This window comes from Mesorhizobium sp. 113-1-2 (genome assembly GCF_016756475.1).
In the GTDB taxonomy this organism is placed as follows: Bacteria; Pseudomonadota; Alphaproteobacteria; order Rhizobiales; family Rhizobiaceae; genus Mesorhizobium; species Mesorhizobium loti_C.
Genome location: NZ_AP023242.1, coordinates 341,575 through 366,415, shown reverse-complemented (window position 1 = coordinate 366,415; position 24,841 = coordinate 341,575). Strand labels below are relative to the sequence as shown.

Sequence of the window (24,841 nt, the reverse complement as noted above, 5' to 3'; positions counted from 1 at the left end):
CAGAGGAAATGCCTGATGACGCTGCATGATGTCGCGCTCGACGACAAGTTCGATCTCGGAAAGGAGCGCATCTTCCTGTCCGGCGCGCAGGCGGTCATCCGCATGCTCCTGATGCAGCGCGAGCGCGACCGTCGCGCCGGCCTCAACACGGCCGGCTTCGTCTCCGGCTATCGCGGCTCGCCGCTCGGCGGCCTCGACATGCAGCTGTGGAAGGCGAAGAAGCAGCTCGCCGGGGCCGATATCGTTTTCCAGCCCGGCCTCAACGAGGAGCTTGCCGCCACAGCCTGCTGGGGATCGCAGCAGACCGAGCTTCTGGGCGAGGGCACCCATGATGGCGTCTTTTCCGTCTGGTACGGCAAAGGCCCGGGCGTCGATCGTTCCGGCGACGTGTTCCGCCACGCCAATCTCGCCGGCTCGTCCAAGCATGGCGGTGTGCTTGCCCTGATGGGCGACGACCACATGGCCGAATCCTCGACCAATGCGCATGCCACCGAATTCCTCTTCGTCGACACCATGGTGCCGATCCTCAACCCGGCCGGCGTCCAGGAGATCATCGACTACGGCCTGTACGGCTTTGCCATGTCGCGTTTCGCCGGCACCTGGGCGGCGATCAAATGCGTCAAGGACAACATAGAATCGACGGCCTCGGTCGATGCCTCGCTCGAACGGCTCAACATCGTCGTGCCGGAGTTCGACATGCCGCCGGGCGGGCTCAACATCCGTCACGAGATCGACATGCTGGGCCAGGAGGAGCGGCTGCACGAATACAAGCGTGCCGCGGCTTCCGCCTTCATCCACGCCAATGGGCTGAACCACATCGTCTATTCGGGCGGCCGCAACCCCAAGCTCGGCATCATCACGCTCGGCAAAAGCTATCTCGACGTCCGCCAGGCGCTGGAGGATATCGGCATCGACGAGGCCGCCGCCAACCGCATCGGTGTGCGGCTGTTCAAGGTCGGCTGCCCTTGGCCGCTCGACCTCCACCACATCGCCGACTTTGCCCGTGGCCTCGACACCATCGTCGTCGTCGAGGAGAAACGCTCGCTGATCGAGGTGCAACTGCGCGAAAGCCTCTACGGCACCGCCTCGCAGCCAGTCATCGTCGGCAAGAAGGACGAGCGCGGCGATTGGCTTTTCCCGGCCAAGGGTGCGCTAGACCCCAACGAGATCGCCATCGCCCTTGGCGAAAGGATCGTCAAAACCATCGGCCCGTCGGAAGAGATTTCGGCGCGGGTGGCGAAATTGCGCCAGTTCCAGGCGATGCTGGCGGACGCCACCGACATCGGTTCACGCACGCCCTTCTTCTGTTCGGGCTGTCCGCACAACTCCTCGACCAAGGTGCCGGATGGCTCCATCGCCGCCGCCGGCATCGGCTGCCATTTCATGGCGCTGTGGATGGATCGCAACACGCTCGGCTTCACGGCGATGGGCGGCGAAGGCGCGCAATGGGTCGGCCAGGCGCCGTTCTCCAACCGAGGCCACATCTTCCAGAATCTCGGTGACGGCACCTACAACCATTCCGGTACGCTGGCGATCCGCTTCGCGCTGTCGAGCGAAGCCAACATCACCTATAAGATCCTCTACAACGATGCGGTGGCGATGACCGGCGGCCAGCCGCATGAGGGCGGCCTGACGGTGGATATGATCGCCAGGCAGGTGCGGGCAGAGGGCGTCGACCGCATCGCCATCGTCACCGATGAGCCCGACAAATATGCCGGCAAGGCCGAATTTCCGGCCGGCGCCACCATCCATCATCGCGACGACCTCGATCTCGTCCAGCGCGAACTGCGCGACGTCAAGGGCGTGTCGATCCTGCTCTACGACCAGACTTGTGCCGCCGAAAAACGCCGGCGCCGCAAGCGCGGTACCTTTCCCGATCCCGACAAGCGCGTCTTCATCAACGAACTGGTCTGCGAAGGCTGCGGTGACTGCGGCGTGCAGTCGAACTGCGTCTCGATCCAGCCGGTCGAGACCGAATTCGGCCGCAAGCGCAAGATCGACCAGTCGAGCTGCAACAAGGACTTCTCCTGCGTCAACGGCTTCTGCCCGTCCTTCGTCACCGTGCATGGCGCCAAGATACGCAAGGCCGAGGGCCTTGCCGGCAAGACCGATCCGCTCGACGGCGTGCCGACACCTGCCGAGTTCCCGCTTGGCGAGCAAGGCTGGGCGGCGATCATCGACGGTGTCGGCGGCACCGGCGTCGTCACCGTCGGTGCCGTGCTCGGTATGGCGGGTCACCTCGAGGACAAGGGCTGCGGCATGATCGACATGGCCGGCCTTGCCCAGAAGGGCGGCTCGGTGTTCACCCACGTCCGCATCGCGCGCACGCCGGACGACATCCATGCCATCCGCGTTTCGGCGGGTAAGGCCGATCTCGTCCTTGGCTGCGATCTCGTGGTGTCGGGCGCCAAGAAGGTGCTGACGGCGGTACGCGAGGGCCATACGATCTTCCTCGCCAACACCGCCGAGATCATGCCCGGCGAGTTTGCCCGTTCGGCCGATTTCTCCTTGCCGATAGAGCGCCTGAAGAAGGCGATCCGCACCGCTGCCGGCGACGACAAGGCGCATTTCTTCGACGCCACCCGCACCGCCACATCGCTGTTTGGCAATTCGCTTGGCGCCAACATGTTCATGCTCGGCTTTGCCTTCCAGCATGGCGGCCTGCCACTGTCGGCCGAGGCGGTCGAGAAGGCGATCGAGCTCAACGGCGAAGCGGTGGCCATGAACATCGCCGCCTTCCGCTGGGGCCGTCGCGCGGCGCACCAGCCGGATTTCGTGCGTGGCCTCGTCGCCCAGCCGGGCAAGGCGGGACAGACCGCCCCGATCGCACAGACGCTGGACGAGATCATTGCCCGCCGTGTCGCCTTCCTGAGCGCTTACCAGAACGCCGCTTACGGCAAGCGCTATGCCGACAGGATTTCCGCGCTGCGGGCGGCAGAAACGAAGGCCATGCCGGGTTCAACTGTTGTGACCGAGGCGGCAGCCAAGAACCTGTTCAAGCTGATGGCGATCAAGGACGAATATGAGGTGGCGCGGCTCTACACCGACGGCTCCTTCGCCGCCGAGCTTGGCAAGCAGTTCCAGAGCTACGAAAAACTCGAATTCCATCTCGCTCCGCCGATCATGGGCCGTCGCGGCAATGACGGAAGCCCTCGGAAATCGAGCTTCGGCCCCTGGATGATGAAGGGGTTTCGCGTGCTGGCGGCGCTGAAGGGCCTGCGCGGCACCGTTTTCGACCTGTTCGGCTACACCGCTGAACGACGCATGGAACGGCAGCTTTTGGCACGGTATGAGGGCGATCTTGAGCTCGTCGCCAGGTCGCTGGCGCCTGATAAGGCCGATGCGGCGGTTGCTTTCGTCTCGGTCCCCGCGCTTATCCGCGGTTATGGCCATGTCCGGCAGGCCAGTGCCGAAAAGGCCGCGGGCGAGCGCCAAAGGCTGCTGGCGCGCCTGTCGAGCACGCCGACGCGGGCGGAACTTCAGGCCGCCGAATGATGGATACGCCTTGTTTACCTGAAGCTTGATTTTCCAGGTCTGCCCTGCATTTGCGGGCCCCGGTAACCGGGCCGAAGTCACTGTTCTAAGCCTTTCTTAAGGCGGGTGTGACATGACAAGGCTTAGCGTTGGGCCGACAATATGGGCAGACCAAAAACCGAAAACATCCCCGCGGATGTTTATATCCAGTTTGTGCGGTCGTTGTTCGACAACGCCCACATGCTGGTGATCGGCGGCGTATGCTACTGGATCCTCGGATTCATGATCTATTTGCGTACGCACAACCCTTTGTTTCTGGGTTTTTCTTTTGGTTTGCTGTCCATCAGCCTTTTCCGCTACTCCGGCATTCGCGGCTTCCGGAAGGCGGGCGGGGTAATCGCCAATGTCGAAGAGGCGCGGCGGTGGGAGCGCACCTATATCCTCAAAGGCAGCCTGCAGGGCCTCGGCTTGGGCGCGCTGTGTTTCATATCGATCTATGTATATCCCGATCCGTTTGCCGAACTGGCCGCGACGTCGCTGGCCATCGCAACCCTGGTGACGGTTGTTGGCCGCAACTATGGCTCTCCGCTGATGGTGCGGATTTTTTCCGTGACCTTCATTGGCCCGGCGGCACTTGCACTCTTGCTGCGCATGGATATCCCCTCGGTCGTTCTGGGCTTGATGATCATCCCGTTGACGTTCATCACGATCAACAGCGCCGACCACGTCCGTAACGTGCTTTTCTCGGCGGTCATCGGCCACAAGGAAGCGAGGAAGCTCGCGCACAGGTTCGATCGCGCCCTCAACACCATGTCGCACGGCCTCGTCATGCTCGGCCCCAACGGCCGTGTGGCGGTGGCCAATGCCGAGGCGGCCCATCTGATGTCGCTCAAGTCCGCGAATGCGCTGCTTGGGCGGTCGATCCATGGTCTGCTGATGCGCGGCGTTGCCGGCGGCATGCTGGCGCCGAAGGACTGCCGCTATATCGAGGCCCAACTGACGCGTGCCCTGCGCGAGGGCCGCGACCGCAAGGTGCTCGTTTCCCTCGCCAATGGCCAGCACTACGAATTCTCGGCCCGCGAAGGCAGCCAGGAACTCGGTGTCATCACCTTCGAGGACGTGACGGCGCGTGTCGAGGCGGAAGACAAGATCCGCTTCATGGCGCGCTATGACAATCTCACCGGCCTGCCCAATCGCGCCTATTTCCACGAGCTGGTCGGCGAGGCGATGGCGTCAGGCGACCGCGACCGTTTCTGCGGTCTGGCCGTGCTCGACCTCGACGATTTCAAGAGCGTCAACGACACGCTCGGCCATCCGATCGGCGACGGGTTGATCTACGCGGTCGCCGAGCGTCTTGCCGCCGTTGCAGGGCAAGGCATCACCGTCAGCCGTTTCGGCGGCGACGAATTCATGGTCTTCTTCGACCGCATCGAGGACGAGAGCCATCTGACGACGCAGATCGATGAGATCTTCGCCGGGCTGCAGGGCGAGGTGGACGTCGCCGGCCATGGGCTGCGCATCCAGGCCAGCGGCGGCGCCGTGCTGTCGCGGGTCAAGGACAGCGACGTCGACGCTATGATCGTCAAGGCGGATCTGGCGCTCTACAAGGCCAAGGAGCTCGGCAAGAACGGCTGGCGGCTGTTCGAGGCCGCGATGGACGCCGCGTTCCGCAATCGCCAGCTGATGAAAGCGGATCTGCGCAGCGCGGTGGAAAGCAAGGAATTGCGCGTGGTCTATCAGCCGATCGTGGCGATGAACACCATGCGCATTGCCAGCTGCGAGGCGTTGTGCCGCTGGGATCACCCCGATCTCGGGCCGATTTCGCCCAGCATTTTCATTCCGCTGGCCGAGGAAATGGGCATCATTTCCGAGATCAGCACGTTCGTGCTGCAGGCAGCCTGCACGGAATGCGCCAAATGGCCTGATCAGACCAGCGTCTCGGTCAACCTCTCGGCCAAGGATTTCCGCAACCGCGACGTCATCCAAAAGGTTCGCGATGCCTTGGCGAATTCCGGCCTCGCCGCCGGCCGGCTGGAGATCGAGGTCACCGAAACGGCGCTGCTCGACGACAAGTCGCTGACGCGCCAGTATATCGAGGAACTGAAACAGCTCGGCGTGCGCATCGCGCTCGACGATTTCGGCACCGGCTATTCGAGCTTGAGCTACCTCCACAAGCTGCCGCTCGACAAGATCAAGATCGACCGTTCGTTCCTGATGGACGTCACCCAGAACAATCGTTCGCTGGAACTGCTCAAGGGCATTGTCAGCCTGTCGCGGCCACTCGGGCTTTCGGTGACTGTGGAAGGCGTCGAGACCTTCGAACAGCTCAAGATCCTGGCTTTGCAGGTCAAGCCGGATCTCGTGCAAGGCTTCCTCTTCGGTGCCGCGCTGAGTGCGTCGGGTATCGAGACGATGTCGAATGTCACCTGGCCATTCGCCGCGGAGCTGCGTCTCACCGGCAAACGGACAGCCATTTCCGGCAAACGGACAGCCAGTCAGTTGTCGTGATTTCGAAGGTCGCTGGATGGTGGTTCCGCCGCTTTGTCGGGCGTTCCATGCGCAGGCGATGCACAACGCTGCATTAATGACCGGGAACGGGTCGGCCGTGAGGCCAAGCCCGACAGGCGGCGTCATTGATGGTCAGTCTTTCCAATATATAAAGCAAAAACAATTTGTTACGACGCGTTCGGCAATTGCCGAACGCAAGCGCCACGGTCTCAACCGGACGCCTGGCTGTTAAGGTTAACAGAAGGTAAACCGGCGCTATCTAAGTTTCAGCTTGTGTCTCATTTCAGCTCGAATAGCCTATTCATAGGCGGAATTTCGAGGACAGATGATGGATGCTGCAACGGCTGCAAGGAATGCGTCTGGCGTGGTCAGGGCAGCCGGAGATTCGGTGCTGAACCGATCGATGATGCAACTGCTGGAGCATGTCGACTATCGCCTCATTACCGGAGGTGAGGATTTAGAGGCGATTTACCGGCTTCGCTATAAATCCTATCTGCGCTCAGGCATGTGCGGCCCAATCGCCAGCGGGATGTTCGAGGATCGCTGGGACAATCTGCCCAATTCCTACCGGTTCGGTGTCTATTTCTATGGCGAGTTGGTCAGCACGATCCGCTTCCACTACATTTCTCGGGAGCACCCGAATTCGCCGTCCGTCGATGCCTATCCGGAAATACTGCTCGAGCGACTTGCCCGCGGAGAAACCTTTATCGACGGAACCCGGTTTGCAACCGATCCCGATAGCGCGCCGGCGCCCGGAGTGCTGCCGTTCCTGACCCTCAGGCTTGCCATGGTGGCCTCGCTCTATTTTGGGCAGGACTCGGTGCTGACGCCGGTCAAGGTTGAGCATTCCAATTTTTATTCGCGTTATTTCAATGCCGTACAGCGGACCGAGGCTAAGGAATTTCCAGGCGTTCTTACCCGGATCGCCCTGTTCGAAATCCCTGCCGGCGAAAATATGCGCATGACGCTCGAACGGTTCCCATTCTTCAGGTCGACGCCGACCGAGCAGCGGCTGATGTTCGCCAATCCGGCCATCAACCGGCTGACACCCTTGTCCGTCGTGCCGACAGCGAAATATTATCGCGCCGCCGCCTGAGACTGCGCGATTTTTGATGAGCCTCGGGAGCTTTCCGGCCAGATCCGCGTTCTGATGACGGCGGCGTGCCGCCGTTCCGTCTCGTCATCATGCCAACCGATCTGCCGCGAAGGACCCCGACATGCACATTTCCCAGCTCGCGCTCACGCCGCTTATCTCGCTGATCGCCGGCGTGCTGATCCTCATCATGCCACGGCTGCTGAACTACATCGTCGCGCTCTATCTGATCGTCGTTGGACTGCTCGGCCTTTTCCCGCACCTCGCCGGCTGAGGCCGCGGGGCAAGCCTGGCGCAAAAAGCCGTCCCTCACAGGGACGGCCGGCAGTTTCAATTTTCCCTTGAGGCAGTTGTCCGCCCCAATGCGGCAATAGCGCCATTGCTCTCGGCCCGGCTTTTCGCTATGTGCCTGAAAGATGTCTTCGAAGGGGTATTCCTATGGCTGATCACTCGCCGACCGGTCCTGTCGAACTGGGCGCGAAGATGGACTATGCGGAACATGACCGCACCTATGCGGGCTTTCTCGCGCTGGCCAAATACGGATCGCTTTTCTGCGGCGCGTTGCTCATCGCGATGGCTTTCGGCTTCTTCGCGGCCGGTTTCTTCTCGGCGACCATCCTGTTCATCCTGATCATGGCCGTCGGCGCCTTCATTCTGCGATAGACCTTCCAAAACCCCGTTGCCATTGACGTCGCCGGATATTCCGGCCGACACTTTGCGCAAACAGGTTCCAGCCGAAAGGATCATGCGGTGGGACAGACGGTTTTCATCCCTCGTGAGCTTGATGCGAACGAGCCGCGTGTCGCGGCCTCGCCCGATACGGTCAAGCGGCTGGCGGGGCTGGGCTTCGATGTGATCGTCGAAACCGGCGCCGGCACAAGGTCGCGTATCCCCGACGAAGAGTTCGCCAAGGCCGGTGCTGTCATCGGCAAGGCTGACGCTGTCGCCAAGGCCGATGTCGTGCTGAAGGTGCGCCGGCCGACGGAAGCCGAGCTGAAAGGCTACAAAGCCGGCGCAGCGGTGATCGCCATCATGGATCCCTACGGCAATGATGCCGCGGTCGCGGCCCTGGCCAAGGCCGGTGTCACCGCCTTCTCGATGGAATTCATGCCGCGCATCACCCGCGCGCAATCGATGGACGTTTTGTCCTCGCAGGCCAACCTTGCCGGCTATCAGGCAGTCATCGACGGCGCCTCGGAATATGATCGCGCACTGCCGATGATGATGACGGCGGCGGGCACGGTGCCGGCGGCAAAGGTCTTCATCATGGGCGTCGGCGTGGCCGGCCTGCAGGCGATCGCCACGGCGCGCCGCCTTGGTGCGGTCGTCACCGCTACCGACGTGCGCCCCGCCGCCAAGGAACAGGTCGCCTCGCTCGGCGCGAAATTCCTCGCCGTCGAGGACGACGAGTTCAAGGCCGCCGAGACCGCCGGCGGCTACGCCAAGGAAATGTCGAAGGAATACCAGGCCAAGCAGGCGGCACTCACCGCCGAGCATATCGCCAAGCAGGACATCGTCATCACCACGGCGCTGATTCCCGGCCGGCCGGCGCCGAAGCTGGTATCGGCGGCGATGGTCGCTTCGATGAAGCCGGGTTCTGTGCTCGTCGACCTCGCCGTCGAACGCGGCGGCAATGTCGAGGGCGCTGAGCCAGGCAAGGTCGTCACCACGGCCAACAATGTGAAGATTGTCGGCCATCTCAATGTGCCGGGCCGTGTCGCCGCCTCCGCCTCGCTGCTCTATGCCAAGAACCTGTTCGCTTTCCTCGAGACGCTGGTCGACAAGACGACCAAGACGTTCGCCATCAACCGCGACGACGATCTGGTCAAGGCGACGATGCTGACCGACGGCGGCAAGGTGGTGCATCCGGCCTTCGCCAAGGCCGACCAGCAGCCTCATGTCGAGCCGGCCGCGATCCCGGCCACGACCATGGTGGCCTCGGCTGAGCCGGCTGCTGCAAAGAAAGCCGCGACAAAGAAAACGGCCGCATCCCAGTCGCCCTCGTCCAAGTCGCCCAAGTCGAAAGGCACAGCGTGATGGATCAGACCCTGCAGAAAGCCCTCGACCAGCTCGACCAGGCAAGCGCTGCCGTCAGGCTCGCGGTGCAGAACCTGGCCAATGCTCCAGGCGGTGCCGAGGCGGCGGGTGATGCCGCGCATGCTCTGTCCGGCGGTGCCATCGATCCCTTCGTCTTCCGCTTCGCCATCTTCATCCTCGCGATCTTCGTCGGCTACTATGTCGTCTGGTCGGTGACCCCAGCGCTGCACACGCCGCTGATGGCCGTCACCAACGCCATCTCCTCGGTCATCGTCGTCGGTGCGCTGCTGGCTGTCGGCATCGCGGCTTCCGGTGTTGCCGCCGGCTTCGGCTTCGTCGCGCTGATGCTGGTCTCGGTCAACATCTTCGGCGGCTTCCTGGTCACCCAGCGCATGCTGGCCATGTACAAGAAGAAGGACAAGTAGAGCGCCATGAACGCCAACTTTGCGTCCTTCCTCTATCTCGTCTCCGGCGTCCTGTTCATCATGGCGCTGCGCGGCCTGTCGCATCCGACCACCAGCCGCCAGGGCAATCTCTATGGCATGATCGGCATGGGTATCGCCATTGCCACCACGCTGGCGCTGGCAACCCCGTCGGCCGGCCGCTTCGGCCTGATCGTGCTTGGCCTCGCCATTGGCGGCGGCGTCGGCGCCGTCACCGCGCGCCGCATCGCCATGACTTCGATGCCGCAGTTGGTCGCCGCCTTCCACTCGCTGGTCGGCCTTGCCGCCGTCATGGTGGCGGCCGCTGCCATCTATGCGCCGGAAAGTTTTGGCATCGGCACGGCGGGCGATATCCATGCCCAGGCGCTGATCGAGATGAGCCTTGGCGTCGCCATCGGCGCCATCACCTTCACGGGCTCGGTCATCGCCTTCCTGAAACTCGATGGCCGCATGTCCGGCAAGCCGATCATGATCGGGGGCCGCCACTTCATCAACGCGGCCCTCGGCGTCGCGCTCATCGTGTTGATCATCCTGCTCGTCACCACCGAGTCAAAACTGGTGTTCTGGCTGATCGTCGCCGCCTCGCTGGTGCTCGGTATTCTCCTGATCATCCCGATCGGCGGCGCCGACATGCCGGTCGTCGTCTCGATGCTGAATTCCTACTCGGGCTGGGCCGCCGCGGCGCTTGGCTTCACGCTCGGCAATCTGGCGCTGATCATCACCGGCGCGCTGGTCGGCTCGTCCGGCGCGATCCTGTCCTACATCATGTGCAAGGGCATGAACCGCAGCTTCATCTCGGTCATCCTCGGCGGCTTCGGCGGCGAGACCGCTGCAGCGGCCGACGACGGCATCGAGCGCACGGTCAAGCAGGGCTCGGCCGACGATGCCGCCTATCTGATGATGAACGCCCAAAAAGTCATCATCGTGCCGGGCTACGGCATGGCCGTCGCCCAGGCGCAGCACGCTTTGCGCGAAATGGCCGACAAGCTCAAGGCCAATGGCGTCGACGTGAAATACGCCATCCACCCGGTCGCCGGCCGCATGCCTGGTCACATGAACGTGCTCTTGGCCGAAGCCAATGTGCCCTATGACGAAGTGTTCGAGCTCGAGGACATCAATTCCGAGTTCGCGCAGGCCGACGTCGCCTATGTCATCGGCGCCAACGACGTTACCAATCCTTCGGCCCGCGACGACAAGTCGTCGCCGATCTACGGCATGCCGATCCTCGACGTCGACAAGGCGCGCACCTGCCTGTTCGTCAAGCGCTCGCTCGGCTCCGGCTATGCGGGCATCGACAACACGCTGTTCTACAAGGACGGCACCATGATGCTGCTCGGCGACGCCAAGAAGATGACGGAAGAGATCGTCAAGGCCATGGATCACTGATCCAGCTGATAGTCTCGATATCCGAATAGCAAAGAGCCCGGTCTCGAAAACCGGGCTCTTTCTTTTTTGGCAAGGTGTCTGAGCGTTTAGCGGCTGGTCAGGAAAACCGCTTCCTCTTCGTCGCGCTGCCTGCCGCCGAGAGCGGCCGCAGCACTGGCGATAAAGGCGCCGATGACCAGCGACAAAGCGCCGAGCAGGGCAAACGTCGCACTGCCTTTCCGAGCTGTGTCGGCGGCCTGCTTGGCCTTGACCTTGGCGTCCTCGACCTTGGCAACCAAGGCATCGACACGCGCCTTGGCATCAGCCTCGGACAGCCCAGTGCGGGCGGCAACCAGTTGCGACAGGTACGTCCTGTCGTCGGCTGAAATCTCGCCCGCCGCCGCACTGGCGATCAGGATGCGCGAGGCCTCTCCGACTGCAGCAGCATCGCTGTCCGAATCGGCAGCCGCAAGCTTGGCCGGATCGGCCGGACGGAACAGCGAATCCACCAGATAGGCGGTTGCATTGTCGGCCGATGCGCTGCCGGTCTTGGCCGAGACACCAGCCGATGCACCCATGGCGGCGCCGGATGCTACGGTTGAGACAGCCTGTACACCTGAGCCCAAGGCTGCGGACAACGCCGAGCCGAGGACGCCGACGACAAGCAGCGTTGCCAACGCCCAGGCAAGGAAGCCATGGGCAGTGTCGCGGAAATACACTTCGTCAGTGTGGATGCCGACCCATTTGGTGCGCAGGCGTCCGGCAAGGTAGCCGCCGACGCCGGAGGACAGCCATTGCACGACGACCAGCCAGATCGCGGTCGACACGGCGAAGGTGGTGATCGACGCGCCGGAGCCCGACCATGGCGAAACCATGCTGAGCCCAAGCCCGGAGCCGAGCAACATGAGGATGAAGGTCAGCGTCGAAGCCGCGAAAGCGCCGGCAATGATCGGTCCCCAGCTGACAGCTGTTGCGGAGGATTCTTCTGAAGCGGATAGGTCGATAGCCGATACGGTGGGCTGCATGAACGCCCCCTACCGTACGAACAGCATGATGAGGATGATGATCGGGATCGGAATACCGAGCAACCAGAGCAAAATGCCACGTCCCATGAGGGCCTCCTGTGAGAAATTATGATCGATGTTGTCACAATGTCCCGACAGGACTTCCGTTCCGGCAGGCTATAAAATGATTTGTTTGCCGGCGACGGAACAATTCGGAGCGCCGCTTGGCGCCCATGTCTCAAGCGATCATGTTGTTGTGATTTGACCCATTGGTCGAGCCGGGCAAAAGCGGAAATCCGGGCGTCGTCCCTGCCTTGCGACTCATAAATCTCGCTGGATCCGACCCATTAGCCCTACGAATTGCCTTGCCGAGCAGGAAGACAAATGACTCCAAGGAAATTCCAGGAGAAGCAAAAAGCAAAAGCCCAGCGGATTTGGGCGCCTGTCCGCGGGCAGCGCCCAGCAATTTTCGCCGGCCTGGTCTTGCTCTCTGGTCTGTTCACCTGGGGCGCGACCCCGGCAGTTGCAGCCGGTACACCGACTGGCACGACATCGGCCAGTTCGGCTGCCGAGGACACCGCGCATCTTTCTGCCGTGGGCTTTGAAGTCGTTCGTGTTCCCGATGGCGACGAGCCGCCGCTAGCTGCCGGTATCTGGTACCCGACCTCAGCCGAGCCGCGCGATGTGCCGCTGGAAAACTTCAAGCAACACGTCGCGCCTTCCGGTCTTGTAAAAGGCCATGCGCTGCCGCTTATCGTGATTTCGCATGGCGGCGGCGGATCCTATGCCGGTCATTATGATACGGCGATCGCCTTGGCGAGAGCCGGCTTCGTTGTCGCCGCGGTCAGCCATGCCGGTGACACTTTCGACGACCAGAGCAAGGTGCTGATGCTATGGCGCCGACCCGCCCAACTGAGCCGGCTGATCGATTTCATGCTGACGGACTGGCAGGGACATGCAGACATCGATCCGCAGCGCATCGGTGCCTTCGGATTCTCGAATGGCGGCTTCACCGTGCTCGTCGAAGCGGGCGGAATACCTGATCTCGGCAGGATCGACCCATACTGTGCGGCAAATCCCCAGCATGATCTTTGCACGACGCTGGCGAAAGCGGGGGTCCATTCCGTTGCGCAAGCGGCCCAGCCACCTCCGGATGCGTGGAAGCCTGATCGGCGGATCCGCGCCATCGCAGCCGCCGCGCCCGCGTTCGGCTTCACCTTTGACCGCGCCGGCCTCGCTTCGGTTCAGATCCCGGTGCTCCTGTGGCGGGCCGCCAACGACCGGCATCAACCCGACCCCTGGTACGAGGAGCCCGTGCGCTCGGCGCTGCCTCGACCGCCGGAGTATCATGTCGAGCCCCTGGCAGGCCACTATGCGTTCCTGCCGCCTTGCAGCACTCGCCTGCGCGCCATTGCGCCCATGGCTTGCGTTGACGCACCCGGCTTCGACCGGGCCGCGTTCCATCAACGTCTGAACGCCGCCCTGGCAGACTTCTTCAGCGCATCGCTACAGTCTCAAAGCCCGTCGCATTGAAGCGGATTCAGCCGCCGCGCTCTAAGCTCTTGCGCATGTTGTTCGCCCAAAACCGCTGCGCAGTCTTGGGCGACAAGCATCAAATATCCAGATTGGCGACCGACAGCGCATTGTCCTGGATGAATTCGCGCCGTGGCTCGACCTCGTCGCCCATCAGCCGCGAGAAAAGCGAGTCGGCATCGGTCGCATCGTTCACCTTGACCTGCAGCAGCGACCGCACATTCGGGTCGAGCGTGGTTTCCCACAGCTGCTCGGCATTCATCTCGCCGAGACCCTTGTAGCGCTGCATGGTCAGGCCCTTGCGGCCGGTCGCAAAGACGGCGTTGAGCAGCGCCAGCGGGCCCGAGACGGTTTCGGACACATCCTTGCGGCGCAGCACCGGCGGCGTCCCGTAGACCTCGCTGAGGCGCTGTGCGTAGCGGTCGAGCTGGCGGGCATCGGCCGAATTGATCAGCCCCATGTCGAGATGGGCGTATTCCTTGACGCTGCGCACCGTGCGCTCGAAGACATAGCCGCCGCTGCCGTCATTCGAGGTCGACATGCGGCCGGTCCAACCACGCTCGGTGTCCTCGGCGATGATGTCGAGGCGTTGTGCAATGCGTTCCGCCATGGCGTTGGCGCGGCCAAGATCGCCGAAGACCTCGGGGTTGAGCCCACCGGCGATTGCGGCTTGTTCGACCACGCCTCTGTTGTAGCGTGTGTGCAGGCCATTGATGAGCTGGCGCACAGCCAGCGCATCGTCAACCGCACCGCGCAAATCCTGCCCGGTCCGCACTTCGCCCGAACCCATCGTAAGCGAAGCTTCCTCCAGCCCGGACTCGATCAGGAACTCCTCGAAGGCGCTTTCATTCTTGATGTATTGCGAGCTCTTGCCGCGCGTCACCTTATAGAGCGGCGGCTGGGCGATGTAGAGATGGCCGCGCTCGATCAGTTCCGGCATTTGCCGGAAGAAGAAGGTGAGCAGCAGGGTTCTGATATGGGCGCCGTCGACGTCGGCGTCGGTCATCAGGATGATCTTGTGATAGCGCAGCTTGTCGGCGTTGAACTCGTCCTTGCCGATCGAGGTGCCGAGCGCGGTGATCAGCGTGCCGATCATGTCGGAGCCGAGCATGCGGTCGAAACGCGCCCGCTCGACATTGAGGATCTTGCCGCGCAAGGGAAGGATCGCCTGGTTCTGGCGCGAACGGCCGCCCTTGGCCGAGCCGCCGGCCGAGTCACCCTCGACGATGAAGATTTCGGATTTCGCCGGGTCGCGTTCCTGGCAGTCGGCCAGCTTACCGGGGAGCGAGGTGACGCCGAGCGAGCTCTTGCGGGTGATGTCGCGCGCCTTGCGCGCGGCTTCGCGCGCCGCCGCGGCCTGGATCACCTTGTCTATGACAACCTTGCCCTCGGTCGGATGCTCTTCCAGCCAGGTGCCGAGCGCCTCGTTGACCAGCCCCTCGACCACGGGACGGACTTCCGACGAAACCAGCTTATCCTTGGTCTGCGAGGAGAATTTCGGGTCGGGAACCTTGACCGACAGCACGGCCGTCAAGCCTTCGCGGCAATCGTCGCCGATCAGCGAGACCTTTTCCTTCTTGGTCAGGCCCGAGGATTCGCCATAGCCGGTGATCTGGCGCGTCAACGCACCACGGAAGCCGGCCAGATGGGTGCCGCCATCGCGCTGCGGGATGTTGTTGGTGAAGGCCAGCACGTTCTCGTGGTAGCTGTCGTTCCACCACATCGCCACTTCGACGGTGATGCCGTCGCGCTCGGCCTTGATGGCGATCGGCTTCTCGATCAGCGGTTTCTTGACCCGGTCGAGATATTTGACGAATTCTTCGAGGCCGCCATCATAGTGCAGTTCATGCCGCACGATGTCGGCGTGGCGAGCGTCGGTCAGAATGATGCGGACGCCCGAATTGAGGAAGGCGAGCTCGCGCAGCCGGTGCTCCAGCGTGCCGAAGTCGAACTCGACCATGGTGAAGGTCTCGGCCGACGGAAAGAAGGTGATCTGGCTGCCGCTACGGCCCTCATAGGTGCCCGGCTGCTTGTCCTGCTCGTAGCTGCCTGTCGCCTTCAATGGCGCATCGGCATTGCCATGCGTGAAGCTCATCTCGAAGATCTGACCGTTGCGGCGAATCTTCAGTTTCAGCCAGGCCGAAAGGGCGTTGACCACCGAGACGCCGACGCCATGCAGGCCGCCCGACACCTTGTAGGAGTTCTGGTCGAATTTGCCGCCGGCATGCAGCTGCGTCATGATCACTTCGGCCGCGGAAATGCCTTCGCCGGTGTGGATATCGGTCGGAATGCCACGGCCATTGTCGATCACCGTCACCGATCCATCGGGGTTGAGCGTCACGGTGACGAGATCGGCGTGGCCGGCCAAGGCCTCGTCGATGGCGTTGTCGACCACCTCATAGACCATGTGATGTAGGCCGGAACCGTCGTCGGTGTCGCCGATATACATGCCAGGGCGTTTGCGGACGGCGTCCAACCCCTTCAAAACCTTGATGGAATCGGCGCCGTATTCGGCTTCGGCGCCGTTGGTGCTCTCGGTCTGGTCGCTCATGAAAACCTATTGTCTAGATGCCGCTTTTACAGCGCGAAAAATCGGCCCCGAATCGCGCGTCTGATATGTGCTAGATATAGGCGCTAAAGGCGGTTTTTCCAAGGTTTGCGGGTATTTCCGGACCGAATCCCGGGCTGGCAGCCGGCTATTTTTTTCGGACACCGAATTTGGCGAGAAGATTGCGTAAATATTTGATCGTGGGCTTGTCCCGGGGCGCCAGCCGGCCCGTGCGGTCGAGCTCCAGCGTCAGGTTCAGCGCCTTGGTCAGCACCGCCTTCGGATCCTTCGCCACATAGGCATAGTTGATGTAGGCCTGCACCAGATCGAATTGCCAGATCGCATTGTTCGGATCGGACTGGGCGAGTTTCTGGCGGATGCCGAGGCTGGCTTCGAAGGCCTTTTTGGAGCCCTCGAAGTGGCGCTGCTTGGTCTCCAGCATGCCGATTTCCGACAGCGTGATCGACAGGTCGCGTTGCCAGTCGGAATTGGCCGGGTCGAGCTTCGCCAGCCGGTCGGCAATGGCAAGACTGTCCTGATAGTTTTGCAGTGCGCCGCTGACATCGCCCTGGGCATCAAGCACACCGGCAACCTTTTCCAGACAGACCGACAGGTCGCGCTGCCATTCGGTGTTGCCGGGATCATCAGCCGCAAGGTCACGCGCGACGGCCAGCGCTTGCTGATAGGAAGCCAGCGCTGCCGGCCAGTTCTCCTGGTCGTTGAGCGCGTTGCCGATCTTGGCGTAACTGATCGACAGGTCGCGCTTCAGGTCGGTATCGTTAGGGTCACGGCGCACCATTTCCTCGGCGATCGCCTGGCTCTTGGTGTAGGCCACGAGCGCAGCGGCGGCGTCGCCGCGCTGGCGCAGCAGGTCACCGATCCTGTCGTGGCTGACGGAAACAGCGCGCTGGCGCTCAGGGTCATCGGGCTTGTTCTCGGCCAGCACGAGGCGAATTCTCAGGCTCTCTTCAAAGGCCGTCTGGGCGCCGTCCAGCTGTCCGGCGGTCCGGGCAAGGTCGCCGATTTCGTCATAGGTTATGGTCAGGTCGCGCAGCAGATAGGCGCTGTTCGGCTCGGCATCGGCCAAACGCTGCTTGATCGACAGGCTTTGCTGATAGGCCTGGGCCGCCGCACCCACATCGCCTTGCGTCGCCAGCACGTTGCCGATCTTGTCATTGGCCATGGCAAGATCACCGAGCCAGTCTTTCTTGTCCGGCACGCTTGCGGTCAGGTTCCGCAACATGTCCCTGGCCGCCTCATAGTTTTCCAGGGAGGTTGGCAGGTCGCCTTGCGCCATCTCAGTGTTGGCGAGCTTGATATGGGCGATGGCGAGATCGCGCTTCACGCTGGGGTCGGTTTCCTGACGCGACCGCTGCTCGAGATTGGCCAACAGTGCGGTGAAGGCGCGGCCGGCCGCCTCGACATTGCCCACCGTCGTATAGAGAATACCGAGTTCCTCCAGCGTGCGGCTCTGGCGGTCGGCCTGCTCCAGATTGAGTGAGGTCTGCCCGGCCTCGCCATACAGTGCCAGCACCGATTCATAGTCACTGATGGCCGTGGTGTAGTCGAGGTCGGCGCGTGCCGCGCCACCGGAGAGGAAGCGCGTCGCGGCCTCGGACAGGGTGCGGCTGACGAAATTGACCTTCAACGCCTGACGCGAAACATTGTCGATGTCGGCGGCCTTGGCGAGCAGGGCGCGGGCACCGTCGAAGACTCCGAGCGAAAGCTGCTCTTCGGCCTGCCGGCGCAGTTCCGTCACCTGGGGGTCGTCGGAGGCGAGCGTCTTCATTTCGCTGCGCACCTTGACGAAGGCGTCGGCGGCCTCGCGCAGCCGGGCATTCAGGCTGTCGGCCGAGAGATGGCTGGTGTCGGCGCTGATCAGCGCGCCATAGAGCGGCGCCAGCGGCATGTCGGCATCGCTGGCGATCTGCTCGACCTCGCCGCGCATTTCCGGCGTCACATCGGCCATGGCCAGCAGCAGCCGTTCGCGCTCCGGCAATTGTTCCTTGGCGGCAGCGGCGAAGAACAGTTTCGGCAGGCCGCTTTCGACATAGGGCAGCTGCTTGCCGCGCGAGAGGTCATAGACCTCCTGCTGCACCAAGGTCAGCACCGAGCGGATTTCGAGCCCGTCCGTGCCGAGATATTTGGTCAGCGCCGTTGTGAAGGGTGAGTTCTGGCCGGTGCCGTCGGCCGCCGTTTCGCCGGGTGCGGCCGAGAAGGCGAACAGGATGTTTTCCGCCCGGCCGACGCGGCCAAGGCCCGGCTTGACCTTGTCGGCGACATCCTTTGCCAGTGACGTCGCGCCGCGCCCTTCGCCACCGCTACCCGAGAACGGATCGCTGCGGCAGGCGTCGAGCACGATCAACCCGACCTTGGCGGTGGCGGCGACTGCAGCGCGCACTTCTTCCAGCGGCAGGCTTGTCTTGTCCAGTTGATCGAGCGAGGAGGCGTCGGCATCGACCGGCAGCAGCCGGTTGTCGCCCGAGATCTCGACGCCATGGCCGGAGAAATAGACCAGGGCGACATCGGCGCCCTTGGCATCCTCGCGAAAGTCGTCGAGCGCGCGCCGCATGCGCCGCAGATCACGGTCGGTTTCGAGCACCACCTCGAAGCCGAGCTTCTTCAGCGCCGATTGCATCGCCTCGCCGTCATGGATGGGATTGGCGAGCGGCCGCACCAGCCGGTAGTCGTCCTCCGCCATGACCAGTGCCACACGCCGTTCCGCCGCCGCGGTGGCGGTGGTCGCAATCATCAGCAGCAAGGCAAACAGCAAGCGCAAGTCGAACCGCCCCCGGCTCAGTCCTTTGCCAACCATTCCATCTCTTTATGGCGCGAGCAAGCCGGGCCGAAAACCGGCTCTTTCATTTGGCCGGGGCGTCGAGCTGCTTGAGCCGCTTGCGCAGTTCATCGGGAATCCAGGCGTCCGCGGGCGAGAGGATTCCGGCCTGCTGCATGTCGGAGGCGATTTTGAGGGCCGCCGTCAAATTCGAACGGACATCGAGACCCATCTCGGCCATTTTGAAATGGCCGATGACCATATCGCGCAGCCACATCGAATTGTCCGGATCGATCGCAGAGAAGCGCTCGGAGATATCGAGCGACTGCCGGTAGAATTGGGTGGCGAGATCCTTGTTGCCCGATCTTGCCAGGAGATCGCCGATCTTGCCGCAATTGATCGCCAGATCGCGTTGCCAGAGGCTGTTGCTGGCGTCGTTTCCAGTCAGGGCGAGAGATGCGTCGAGTGCTGATTTGTAGGCGGTCAGCGCCGCTCCCGGCTCGCCATTCGCCAGATGGGCGTCGCCCAGCTTGCTGTAGTTGATTTCGAGATCACGCAGCCATCGTGTGTTGCTCTGGTCGGTCTTGACCAGCGATTCCCAGATGTGATTGGCCTCGTTGAACGCGGTCAGAGCCTCTGCATTTGCCTGCAGCATCAGCTGCGCGTCGCCGATGCTGTCATGAAGGATCGCGATATCCCGCTGGCCCTCGAGATTTTCCGGATCGGCGCTGGCAAGGGCCGAACTCAGGCTCAGGCCGGCCTGATAGGAAACGATGGCGTTCTTGTACTCGCCCAAGATCTGCAAGCTGTCGCCGATCTTGGTGTAGGAGACGCAGAGATCGCGCTGCCAGGAGAGATTGGCGGGGTCCAGCTCCGTCAGCTTGCGCCATATGGCAAAGCCCGAACTGAAGGCGTCGAGCGCCCGGTTGTAGTCGCCCTCCATGATCAGCACGTCGCCGATCGAGTCGTGGGCCACGCCCAGCCGGCGCTGCCAGTTGATGTTGTCGGGGTCAAGTCCGACCACCCGTTTGGAAATCTCCAGCGCCTTCTGGTAATAGGGCATCGCGTCCTTGAGATTGCCCTGCGAGCGCATGACGTAGCCGATCCGGTCGTAGGCAAAGGAAAGATCGCTCTGCCATTCGAGTTCGGTCGGGGCCGCGGCAGCCACCTTCTCGGCGATATCCGCCGATGCCTGGTAATCGGCCAGGCCGTCGGCGAGCTTACCTTGGGCGACGGCGGTATCGCCCATCTTGTCCAGACTGAGCGAAACATCCCGCTGCCAGAAAACGTTGTTCGGATCGGTGCCAGAGCGCCTTGTCGATCCTTCATTCCATTCCTTGTAGATCCTGGCGGCGTCATCCAGCCTGCCCAGCGTCGTGTAGACATCGCCGAGCCGGGCAAGCGTGAGAAGCTGCTGCAGTCGGTCGTCCGCCGGAATGTCCTCGCCATTGACCTCGCGATAAAGCGCTGTCGCCTTCTCATAGCCATCGGCGGCCAATTGATATCTGAGCAAAGCGCTTGCCGCGCCGCCCTCCAGCGAATGGGTTGCCGCTTCCGAAAGCGTGCGTTCGACATAATTGGCCTTGAGCCGCTGGCGCGAATTCCTGTCGATGCCGGCGGCCTCGGCGAGCTTGGCGCGAGCGGCATCGAAAGCGCCCAGCGAAAGCTGCCGTTCCGCATCCTGCCGCAACTGCGTCACCTCGGGATCGCCAGAGGCCAGCGTGGTCATTTCCCGTTGCACCTTGACGAAGGCATCCGCGGCTTCCCTGAGCTTGGCCGAGCGCTGCTCGGGACCGAGCGCAGCAAGATTTTTCGACAGCAGCGCGCCATAGAGCGGCGCCAGCGGCATGTCGGCATCGCTGGCGATTTGCTCGACCTCGCCGCGCATTTCCGGCGTCACATCCGCCATGGCCAGCAGCAGCCGTTCGCGCTCCGGCAATTGTTCCTTGGCGGCGGCGGCGAAGAACAGTTTCGGCAGGCCGCTTTCGACATAGGGTAGCTGCTTGCCGCGCGAGAGGTCATAGACCTCCTGCTGCACCAAGGTCAGCACCGAGCGGATTTCGAGCCCGTCCGTGCCGAGATATTTGGTCAGCGCCGTTGTGAAGGGTGAGTTCTGGCCGGTGCCGTCGGCCGCCGTTTCGCCGGGTGCGGCCGAGAAGGCGAACAGGATGTTTTCCGCCCGGCCGACGCGGCCAAGGCCCGGCTTGACCTTGTCGGCGACATCCTTTGCCAGTGACGTCGCGCCGCGCCCTTCGCCACCGCTACCCGAGAACGGATCGCTGCGGCAGGCGTCGAGCACGATCAACCCGACCTTGGCGGTGGCGGCGACTGCAGCGCGCACTTCTTCCAGCGGCAGGCTTGTCTTGTCCAGTTGATCGAGCGAGGAGGCGTCGGCATCGACCGGCAACAGCCGGTTGTCGCCCGATATCTCGACGCCATGGCCGGAAAAATAGACGAGCGCCACATCGGCGCCCTTGGCATCGTCGCGAAAGTCGTCGAGCGCGCGCCGCATGCGCCGCAGATCACGGTCGGTTTCGAGCACCACCTCGAAGCCGAGCTTCTTCAGCGCCGATTGCATCGCCTCGCCGTCATGGATGGGATTGGCGAGCGGCCGCACCAGCCGGTAGTCGTCCTCCGCCATGACCAGTGCCACACGCCGTTCCGCCGCCGCGGTGGCGGTGGTCGCAATCATCAGCAGCAAGGCAAGCAGCAAACGCAAATCGAACCGCCCCCGGCTCAGTCGCGTGCTGACAATTCCACCTCTTTATGGCGCGAGCAAGCCGGGCATTTGGTCAGAACCGGCTCGTTCAGCCAGCGCGCAGCGGTTTCAATGCTTCGCTCCAGCGCAACAACTCGTCCAGCATGGCCTTGGCGCCGCCCGCCACCTGTTCGCTGGCGCTGAAGGCGCCGTTTTCGTCGAGCAGTTTCTGGTACATCGGCAGCGCGACGCCCTCGGGGATCGGCATGATCCCCACCGCGGCCAGCAGCGGCTTCAGCGCCTGCGCTGCGCGCAGGCCGCCGGAAACGCCGCCATAGCTGAGGATGGCGGCGGGCTTGTATTTCCATTCTCGCAGCAGGTAGTCGACGGCGTTGACGATCGCCGGGGCTGCGAAATAATTATACTCCGGCGCCACGAAGACGAAGGCGTCGGCGGCGTCTATCGCCTTCGACCAGGCCTTGGTGTGATCGTTCTGGTAGTTGCGAAGCCTTGGATGATGCGGCTCGTCCAGCACCGGCAGGTGGAACGCGGCAATGTCGGTCAGCACCGGCTCGAATTTCCCGTGTTCGCGCGCGAACGTCTCCAGCCATTCGGCAAAAACCGGTCCGGCGCGGCCCGGCCGCGTGCTGCCGATGATGATGTTCAACTGGTGCTTCAAGGCAGGCTCCTTTGTCAGGCGGTATCTGTTGGTGACTGTCACTACGGCAGTGTGTTCCGGCGGGCAAGGCGGGACGCCTGGTGGCGCGGTCACGATCGAATGAACAGACCATCTGCTTGGTGCCGTGAATTGCCTGCCGTTCGGTCACATGGACGCCCGGATCGCCAGCCACTACATTGAGGGTAGCAGCGGAGCACTTCATGGACACTCAGCCCGCCCCCTTTGTCCCGCCCGCACCGAAGCCGCGCACCTCGCCGCCTTCGACGCTGGAGATGATCCGCATCGTCTACCGCAACCCGCTCGAACTGTGGGGCGAGCCGACCTACAACGAGCCCTGGATATCGGTGAATGGTGTTGGCGGGCATCTGGTCATCGCCAACGATCCCGGCCTCATTCGCCATGTGCTGGTCGACAATGCCAAGAACTACAAGATGGCGACGGTGCGCCAGAAGATCCTGCGGCCGATCCTGCGCGATGGACTGCTGACCGCCGAGGGCGAGGTGTGGAAGCGGTCGCGCAAGGCGATGGCGCCGGTGTTCACGCCACGCCATATCTTCGGCTTTGCCCAGCCGATGCTGAAACGCACCAAGGAGTTCGTCACCCGGTACGAACAGGGCGGCACATCCGACATCGCCCATGACATGACATTGCTCACCTACGACATCCTTGCCGAGACGCTGTTCTCCGGCGAGATAGCGGGCGAGCCGGGCAGTTTCGCCAACGAGATCGACCGCTTGTTCGAGACCATGGGCCGTGTCGATCCGCTCGATCTGCTGCGTGCGCCCGACTGGCTGCCGCGGCTCACCCGCATCCGTGGCCGCAAGACCATGGCCTATTTCCGCAAGATCGTCACCGACACCGTCAAGATGCGCGAGGAGCGTTTCAAGCGTGATCCCGATGCGGTGCCGCAGGACTTCCTCACGCTGCTGCTGAAGGCCGAAGGCCCCGACGGGCTGACGCGCTCGGAAGTCGAGGACAACATCATCACCTTCATCGGCGCCGGCCATGAGACCACCGCGCGGGCGCTGGGCTGGACGCTTTATTGCCTGGCCGAATCGCCGTGGGAGCGCAACCGCGTCGAGCAGGAGATCGACGAGGTGTTGGCGCGCGAGCCCGATCCGACGAAATGGCTGGATGCGATGCCGTTGACTCGCGCTGCTTTCGACGAGGCGCTTCGGCTCTATCCGCCGGCGCCCTCGATCAACCGCGAGCCGATCGTGCCGGAGATGTGGAAGGATCTTTATATCCCCAAGCACGCGGCCGTGCTGGTCATGCCCTGGGTCGTCCACCGCCACAGGAAGCTGTGGGACAGGCCCGATGCCTTCCTGCCCGAGCGGTTCCACCCGGGAAACCGCGAAAAGATCGACCGCTTCCAGTATCTGCCGTTTGGCGCCGGCCCGCGCGTCTGCATCGGCGCCAGCTTCGCCATGCAGGAGGCGATCATCGCGCTCGCCATCCTGTTGTCGCGCTTCCGCTTCGACACCACGGCCGAGACCAAGCCTTGGCCGGTGCAGAAATTGACGACGCAGCCGCAAGGCGGCCTGCCTATGCAAGTCACGCCCCGCCATCGTTGAGGGGCAGTCCTCTTCTGGAAATTATGCCACGGGTTTGCGCTGCTGGAACTGGCCGGCGGCGCGGAAGCGCCAGAGGTAGCTCGGCAGGATCGTCGCGATCGATTGCGGCTGGATGCCGAGCCCGGCGAGTGTCCGGTTGGCCTTGGCGGCGGCCTCAGAAACGATGTTGTGCTCGCGCAGCTGCATCACCTGATCCTTGGTCAGCAGCGGATTGGGCAACAGGCCGAGGATCGAGGCCTGGATGTTGGCGACCCACCACGGCACCGGAACCAAGAGGCGCTTGCGCTCGATCACGGTGAGCAGCTCTTCCATGCACTCCTTGAAGGTGAGCACATTGGGGCCGCCGAGTTCGTAGATCTGGCCGCCATTGATCTTGCCGTCGACCGAGCGCGCCACCGCCTCGGCGACGTCGCCGACATAAACCGGCTGGAATTTGGTCTGGCCGCCGCCGATCAGCGGCAGCACCGGCGAATAGCGCGCCATATTGGCGAAGCGGTTAAAGAAACTGTCCTCCGGGCCGAAAATGATCGATGGCCGGAAGATCACCGCGTTGGCGATCGTCTCCAGCACGGCCTTCTCGCCAAGCGCCTTGGTGCGGGCGTAGTCCGATTCGGAGTCCGCGTCGGCGCCAAGCGCGGAAATATGGGTCAGCCCTGCACCAACGGAGCGCGCCGCTTCGGCGATGGCGCGGGAGCCGAACTCGTGCACGGCGGAGAATTTCTGCCGGCCGGTCTCATGCAGGATGGCAACCAGGTTGACGACATGGTCAGCGCCTTGCACGGCACGGTCGACCGACCAGCGCATGCGCACATTGGCCTGCACCGGCTGGATCTGGCCGACATTGCCGAGCGGCTGCAGATGGCCGGCAAGGTCGGGCCGCCGGCAGGCGACCCGGATGCGGTAGCCGCGCTTGGCCAGCGCGCGCACGACATGGCGGCCGACAAAGCCAGACCCGCCAAAGACGACGACGAGCTTTGGGGTCTGCAGGATTTCGGTCATGGCTGGCTCCGGCGCACGTTCCAGATGGCTTGGCTGAAGCCGTTTCATAGTCGGTTTTGCGCCAAAGGCAAAGGGTGACGCGTCGTCGCGTCACCCTTGTCTGCGTCAGG

General features: G+C 63.1%; 16 protein-coding genes. 10 read left to right on the top strand and 6 right to left on the bottom strand.

All coding sequences use genetic code 11. The features are described from left to right. Positions 1 to 15 precede the first annotated feature (15 nt). The 8 genes from JN279_RS01640 to JN279_RS01605 all read left to right on the top strand — a co-directional run bounded on the left by JN279_RS01640 (position 16) and on the right by JN279_RS01605 (position 10,941). Positions 16 to 3,495, top strand: coding sequence for an indolepyruvate ferredoxin oxidoreductase family protein (locus JN279_RS01640; RefSeq protein ID WP_202351821.1), 3,480 nt, complete (start codon positions 16 to 18; stop codon positions 3,493 to 3,495). A 141-nt stretch (positions 3,496 to 3,636) separates the two neighbouring features. Further along, positions 3,637 to 5,982 carry a putative bifunctional diguanylate cyclase/phosphodiesterase gene (locus tag JN279_RS01635; protein ID WP_096452913.1) on the top strand — a complete coding sequence of 782 codons (2,346 nt, stop codon included), beginning with the start codon at positions 3,637 to 3,639 and terminating at the stop codon, positions 5,980 to 5,982. Between the two features lie 328 nt (positions 5,983 to 6,310). After that, positions 6,311 to 7,078, top strand: a complete 768-nt coding sequence (locus tag JN279_RS01630; RefSeq protein ID WP_244734364.1) for an N-acyl amino acid synthase FeeM domain-containing protein — start codon at positions 6,311 to 6,313, stop codon at positions 7,076 to 7,078. Between the two features lie 121 nt (positions 7,079 to 7,199). Beyond that, the gene (locus JN279_RS01625; protein ID WP_019862764.1) at positions 7,200 to 7,349 is read left to right on the top strand and encodes a DUF3096 domain-containing protein; all 150 of its coding nucleotides are present in this window, start codon (positions 7,200 to 7,202) and stop codon (positions 7,347 to 7,349) included. A 164-nt stretch (positions 7,350 to 7,513) separates the two neighbouring features. Next, entirely contained in the window at positions 7,514 to 7,738 is a 225-nt protein-coding gene (locus JN279_RS01620; protein WP_095200826.1) for an aa3-type cytochrome c oxidase subunit IV, read from the top strand. 87 nt (positions 7,739 to 7,825) lie between these two features. After that, positions 7,826 to 9,112: a Re/Si-specific NAD(P)(+) transhydrogenase subunit alpha gene (locus tag JN279_RS01615; RefSeq protein WP_096452915.1), complete on the top strand. Its 1,287-nt coding sequence runs from the start codon at positions 7,826 to 7,828 to the stop codon at positions 9,110 to 9,112. After that, on the top strand, positions 9,112 to 9,537 hold the full coding sequence (locus JN279_RS01610; RefSeq protein ID WP_015314277.1) for an NAD(P) transhydrogenase subunit alpha: 426 nt from the start codon (positions 9,112 to 9,114) through the stop codon (positions 9,535 to 9,537). The genes JN279_RS01615 and JN279_RS01610 overlap by 1 nt, the downstream gene beginning before the upstream one ends. 6 nt (positions 9,538 to 9,543) lie before the next feature. Beyond that, positions 9,544 to 10,941, top strand: a complete 1,398-nt coding sequence (locus JN279_RS01605) for an NAD(P)(+) transhydrogenase (Re/Si-specific) subunit beta (RefSeq protein ID WP_019862768.1) — start codon at positions 9,544 to 9,546, stop codon at positions 10,939 to 10,941. Positions 10,942 to 11,027: 86 nt separating this feature from the next. Here the strand turns inward: JN279_RS01605 and JN279_RS01600 are convergent, their stop codons facing one another. Next, complete coding sequence (locus JN279_RS01600) at positions 11,028 to 11,945, bottom strand: hypothetical protein (protein WP_096452916.1); 918 nt, start codon at positions 11,943 to 11,945, stop codon at positions 11,028 to 11,030. Between the two features lie 363 nt (positions 11,946 to 12,308). Between JN279_RS01600 and JN279_RS01595 the strand changes: the two genes are divergently transcribed. Further along, positions 12,309 to 13,457 (top strand): alpha/beta hydrolase family protein, encoded by a 1,149-nt coding sequence (locus JN279_RS01595; protein WP_096452917.1) that lies wholly within the window; start codon positions 12,309 to 12,311, stop codon positions 13,455 to 13,457. 79 nt (positions 13,458 to 13,536) lie between these two features. Here the strand turns inward: JN279_RS01595 and gyrB are convergent, their stop codons facing one another. From gyrB to JN279_RS01575, 4 genes are all read right to left on the bottom strand, one after another. Then, positions 13,537 to 16,008: a DNA topoisomerase (ATP-hydrolyzing) subunit B gene (gene gyrB, locus JN279_RS01590; RefSeq protein ID WP_096452918.1), complete on the bottom strand. Its 2,472-nt coding sequence runs from the start codon at positions 16,006 to 16,008 to the stop codon at positions 13,537 to 13,539. 145 nt (positions 16,009 to 16,153) lie between these two features. Continuing rightward, positions 16,154 to 18,820, bottom strand: a complete 2,667-nt coding sequence (locus tag JN279_RS01585; RefSeq protein WP_244734362.1) for a caspase family protein — start codon at positions 18,818 to 18,820, stop codon at positions 16,154 to 16,156. A 46-nt stretch (positions 18,821 to 18,866) separates the two neighbouring features. After that, the gene (locus JN279_RS01580; protein WP_244734360.1) at positions 18,867 to 21,500 is read right to left on the bottom strand and encodes a caspase family protein; all 2,634 of its coding nucleotides are present in this window, start codon (positions 21,498 to 21,500) and stop codon (positions 18,867 to 18,869) included. A gap of 88 nt (positions 21,501 to 21,588) precedes the next feature. Beyond that, the gene (locus JN279_RS01575; protein ID WP_096452919.1) at positions 21,589 to 22,158 is read right to left on the bottom strand and encodes an NADPH-dependent FMN reductase; all 570 of its coding nucleotides are present in this window, start codon (positions 22,156 to 22,158) and stop codon (positions 21,589 to 21,591) included. A gap of 200 nt (positions 22,159 to 22,358) precedes the next feature. Here JN279_RS01575 and JN279_RS01570 point away from each other — a divergent pair, with 200 nt between their 5' ends. Continuing rightward, positions 22,359 to 23,732 (top strand): cytochrome P450, encoded by a 1,374-nt coding sequence (locus JN279_RS01570; protein ID WP_096452920.1) that lies wholly within the window; start codon positions 22,359 to 22,361, stop codon positions 23,730 to 23,732. A gap of 21 nt (positions 23,733 to 23,753) precedes the next feature. On the opposite strand, the gene JN279_RS01565 is transcribed toward JN279_RS01570, so the two are convergent. Then, positions 23,754 to 24,731, bottom strand: a complete 978-nt coding sequence (locus JN279_RS01565) for a complex I NDUFA9 subunit family protein (RefSeq protein WP_096458386.1) — start codon at positions 24,729 to 24,731, stop codon at positions 23,754 to 23,756. Positions 24,732 to 24,841: the final 110 nt, after the last annotated feature.

What these genes read in the sequence shown, in the direction of transcription:
- JN279_RS01640 (WP_202351821.1), top strand. Translation starts at nt 16, where the DNA reads ATGACGCTGCATGATGTCGCGCTCGACGACAAGTTCGATCTCGGAAAG.
- JN279_RS01635 (WP_096452913.1), top strand. Translation starts at nt 3,637, where the DNA reads ATGGGCAGACCAAAAACCGAAAACATCCCCGCGGATGTTTATATCCAG.
- JN279_RS01630 (WP_244734364.1), top strand. Translation starts at nt 6,311, where the DNA reads ATGGATGCTGCAACGGCTGCAAGGAATGCGTCTGGCGTGGTCAGGGCA.
- JN279_RS01625 (WP_019862764.1), top strand. Translation starts at nt 7,200, where the DNA reads ATGCACATTTCCCAGCTCGCGCTCACGCCGCTTATCTCGCTGATCGCC.
- JN279_RS01620 (WP_095200826.1), top strand. Translation starts at nt 7,514, where the DNA reads ATGGCTGATCACTCGCCGACCGGTCCTGTCGAACTGGGCGCGAAGATG.
- JN279_RS01610 (WP_015314277.1), top strand. Translation starts at nt 9,112, where the DNA reads ATGGATCAGACCCTGCAGAAAGCCCTCGACCAGCTCGACCAGGCAAGC.
- JN279_RS01605 (WP_019862768.1), top strand. Translation starts at nt 9,544, where the DNA reads ATGAACGCCAACTTTGCGTCCTTCCTCTATCTCGTCTCCGGCGTCCTG.
- JN279_RS01600 (WP_096452916.1), bottom strand. Translation starts at nt 11,945, where the DNA reads ATGCAGCCCACCGTATCGGCTATCGACCTATCCGCTTCAGAAGAATCC.
- JN279_RS01595 (WP_096452917.1), top strand. Translation starts at nt 12,309, where the DNA reads ATGACTCCAAGGAAATTCCAGGAGAAGCAAAAAGCAAAAGCCCAGCGG.
- gyrB (WP_096452918.1), bottom strand. Translation starts at nt 16,008, where the DNA reads ATGAGCGACCAGACCGAGAGCACCAACGGCGCCGAAGCCGAATACGGC.
- JN279_RS01585 (WP_244734362.1), bottom strand. Translation starts at nt 18,820, where the DNA reads ATGGTTGGCAAAGGACTGAGCCGGGGGCGGTTCGACTTGCGCTTGCTG.
- JN279_RS01570 (WP_096452920.1), top strand. Translation starts at nt 22,359, where the DNA reads ATGGACACTCAGCCCGCCCCCTTTGTCCCGCCCGCACCGAAGCCGCGC.
- JN279_RS01565 (WP_096458386.1), bottom strand. Translation starts at nt 24,731, where the DNA reads ATGACCGAAATCCTGCAGACCCCAAAGCTCGTCGTCGTCTTTGGCGGG.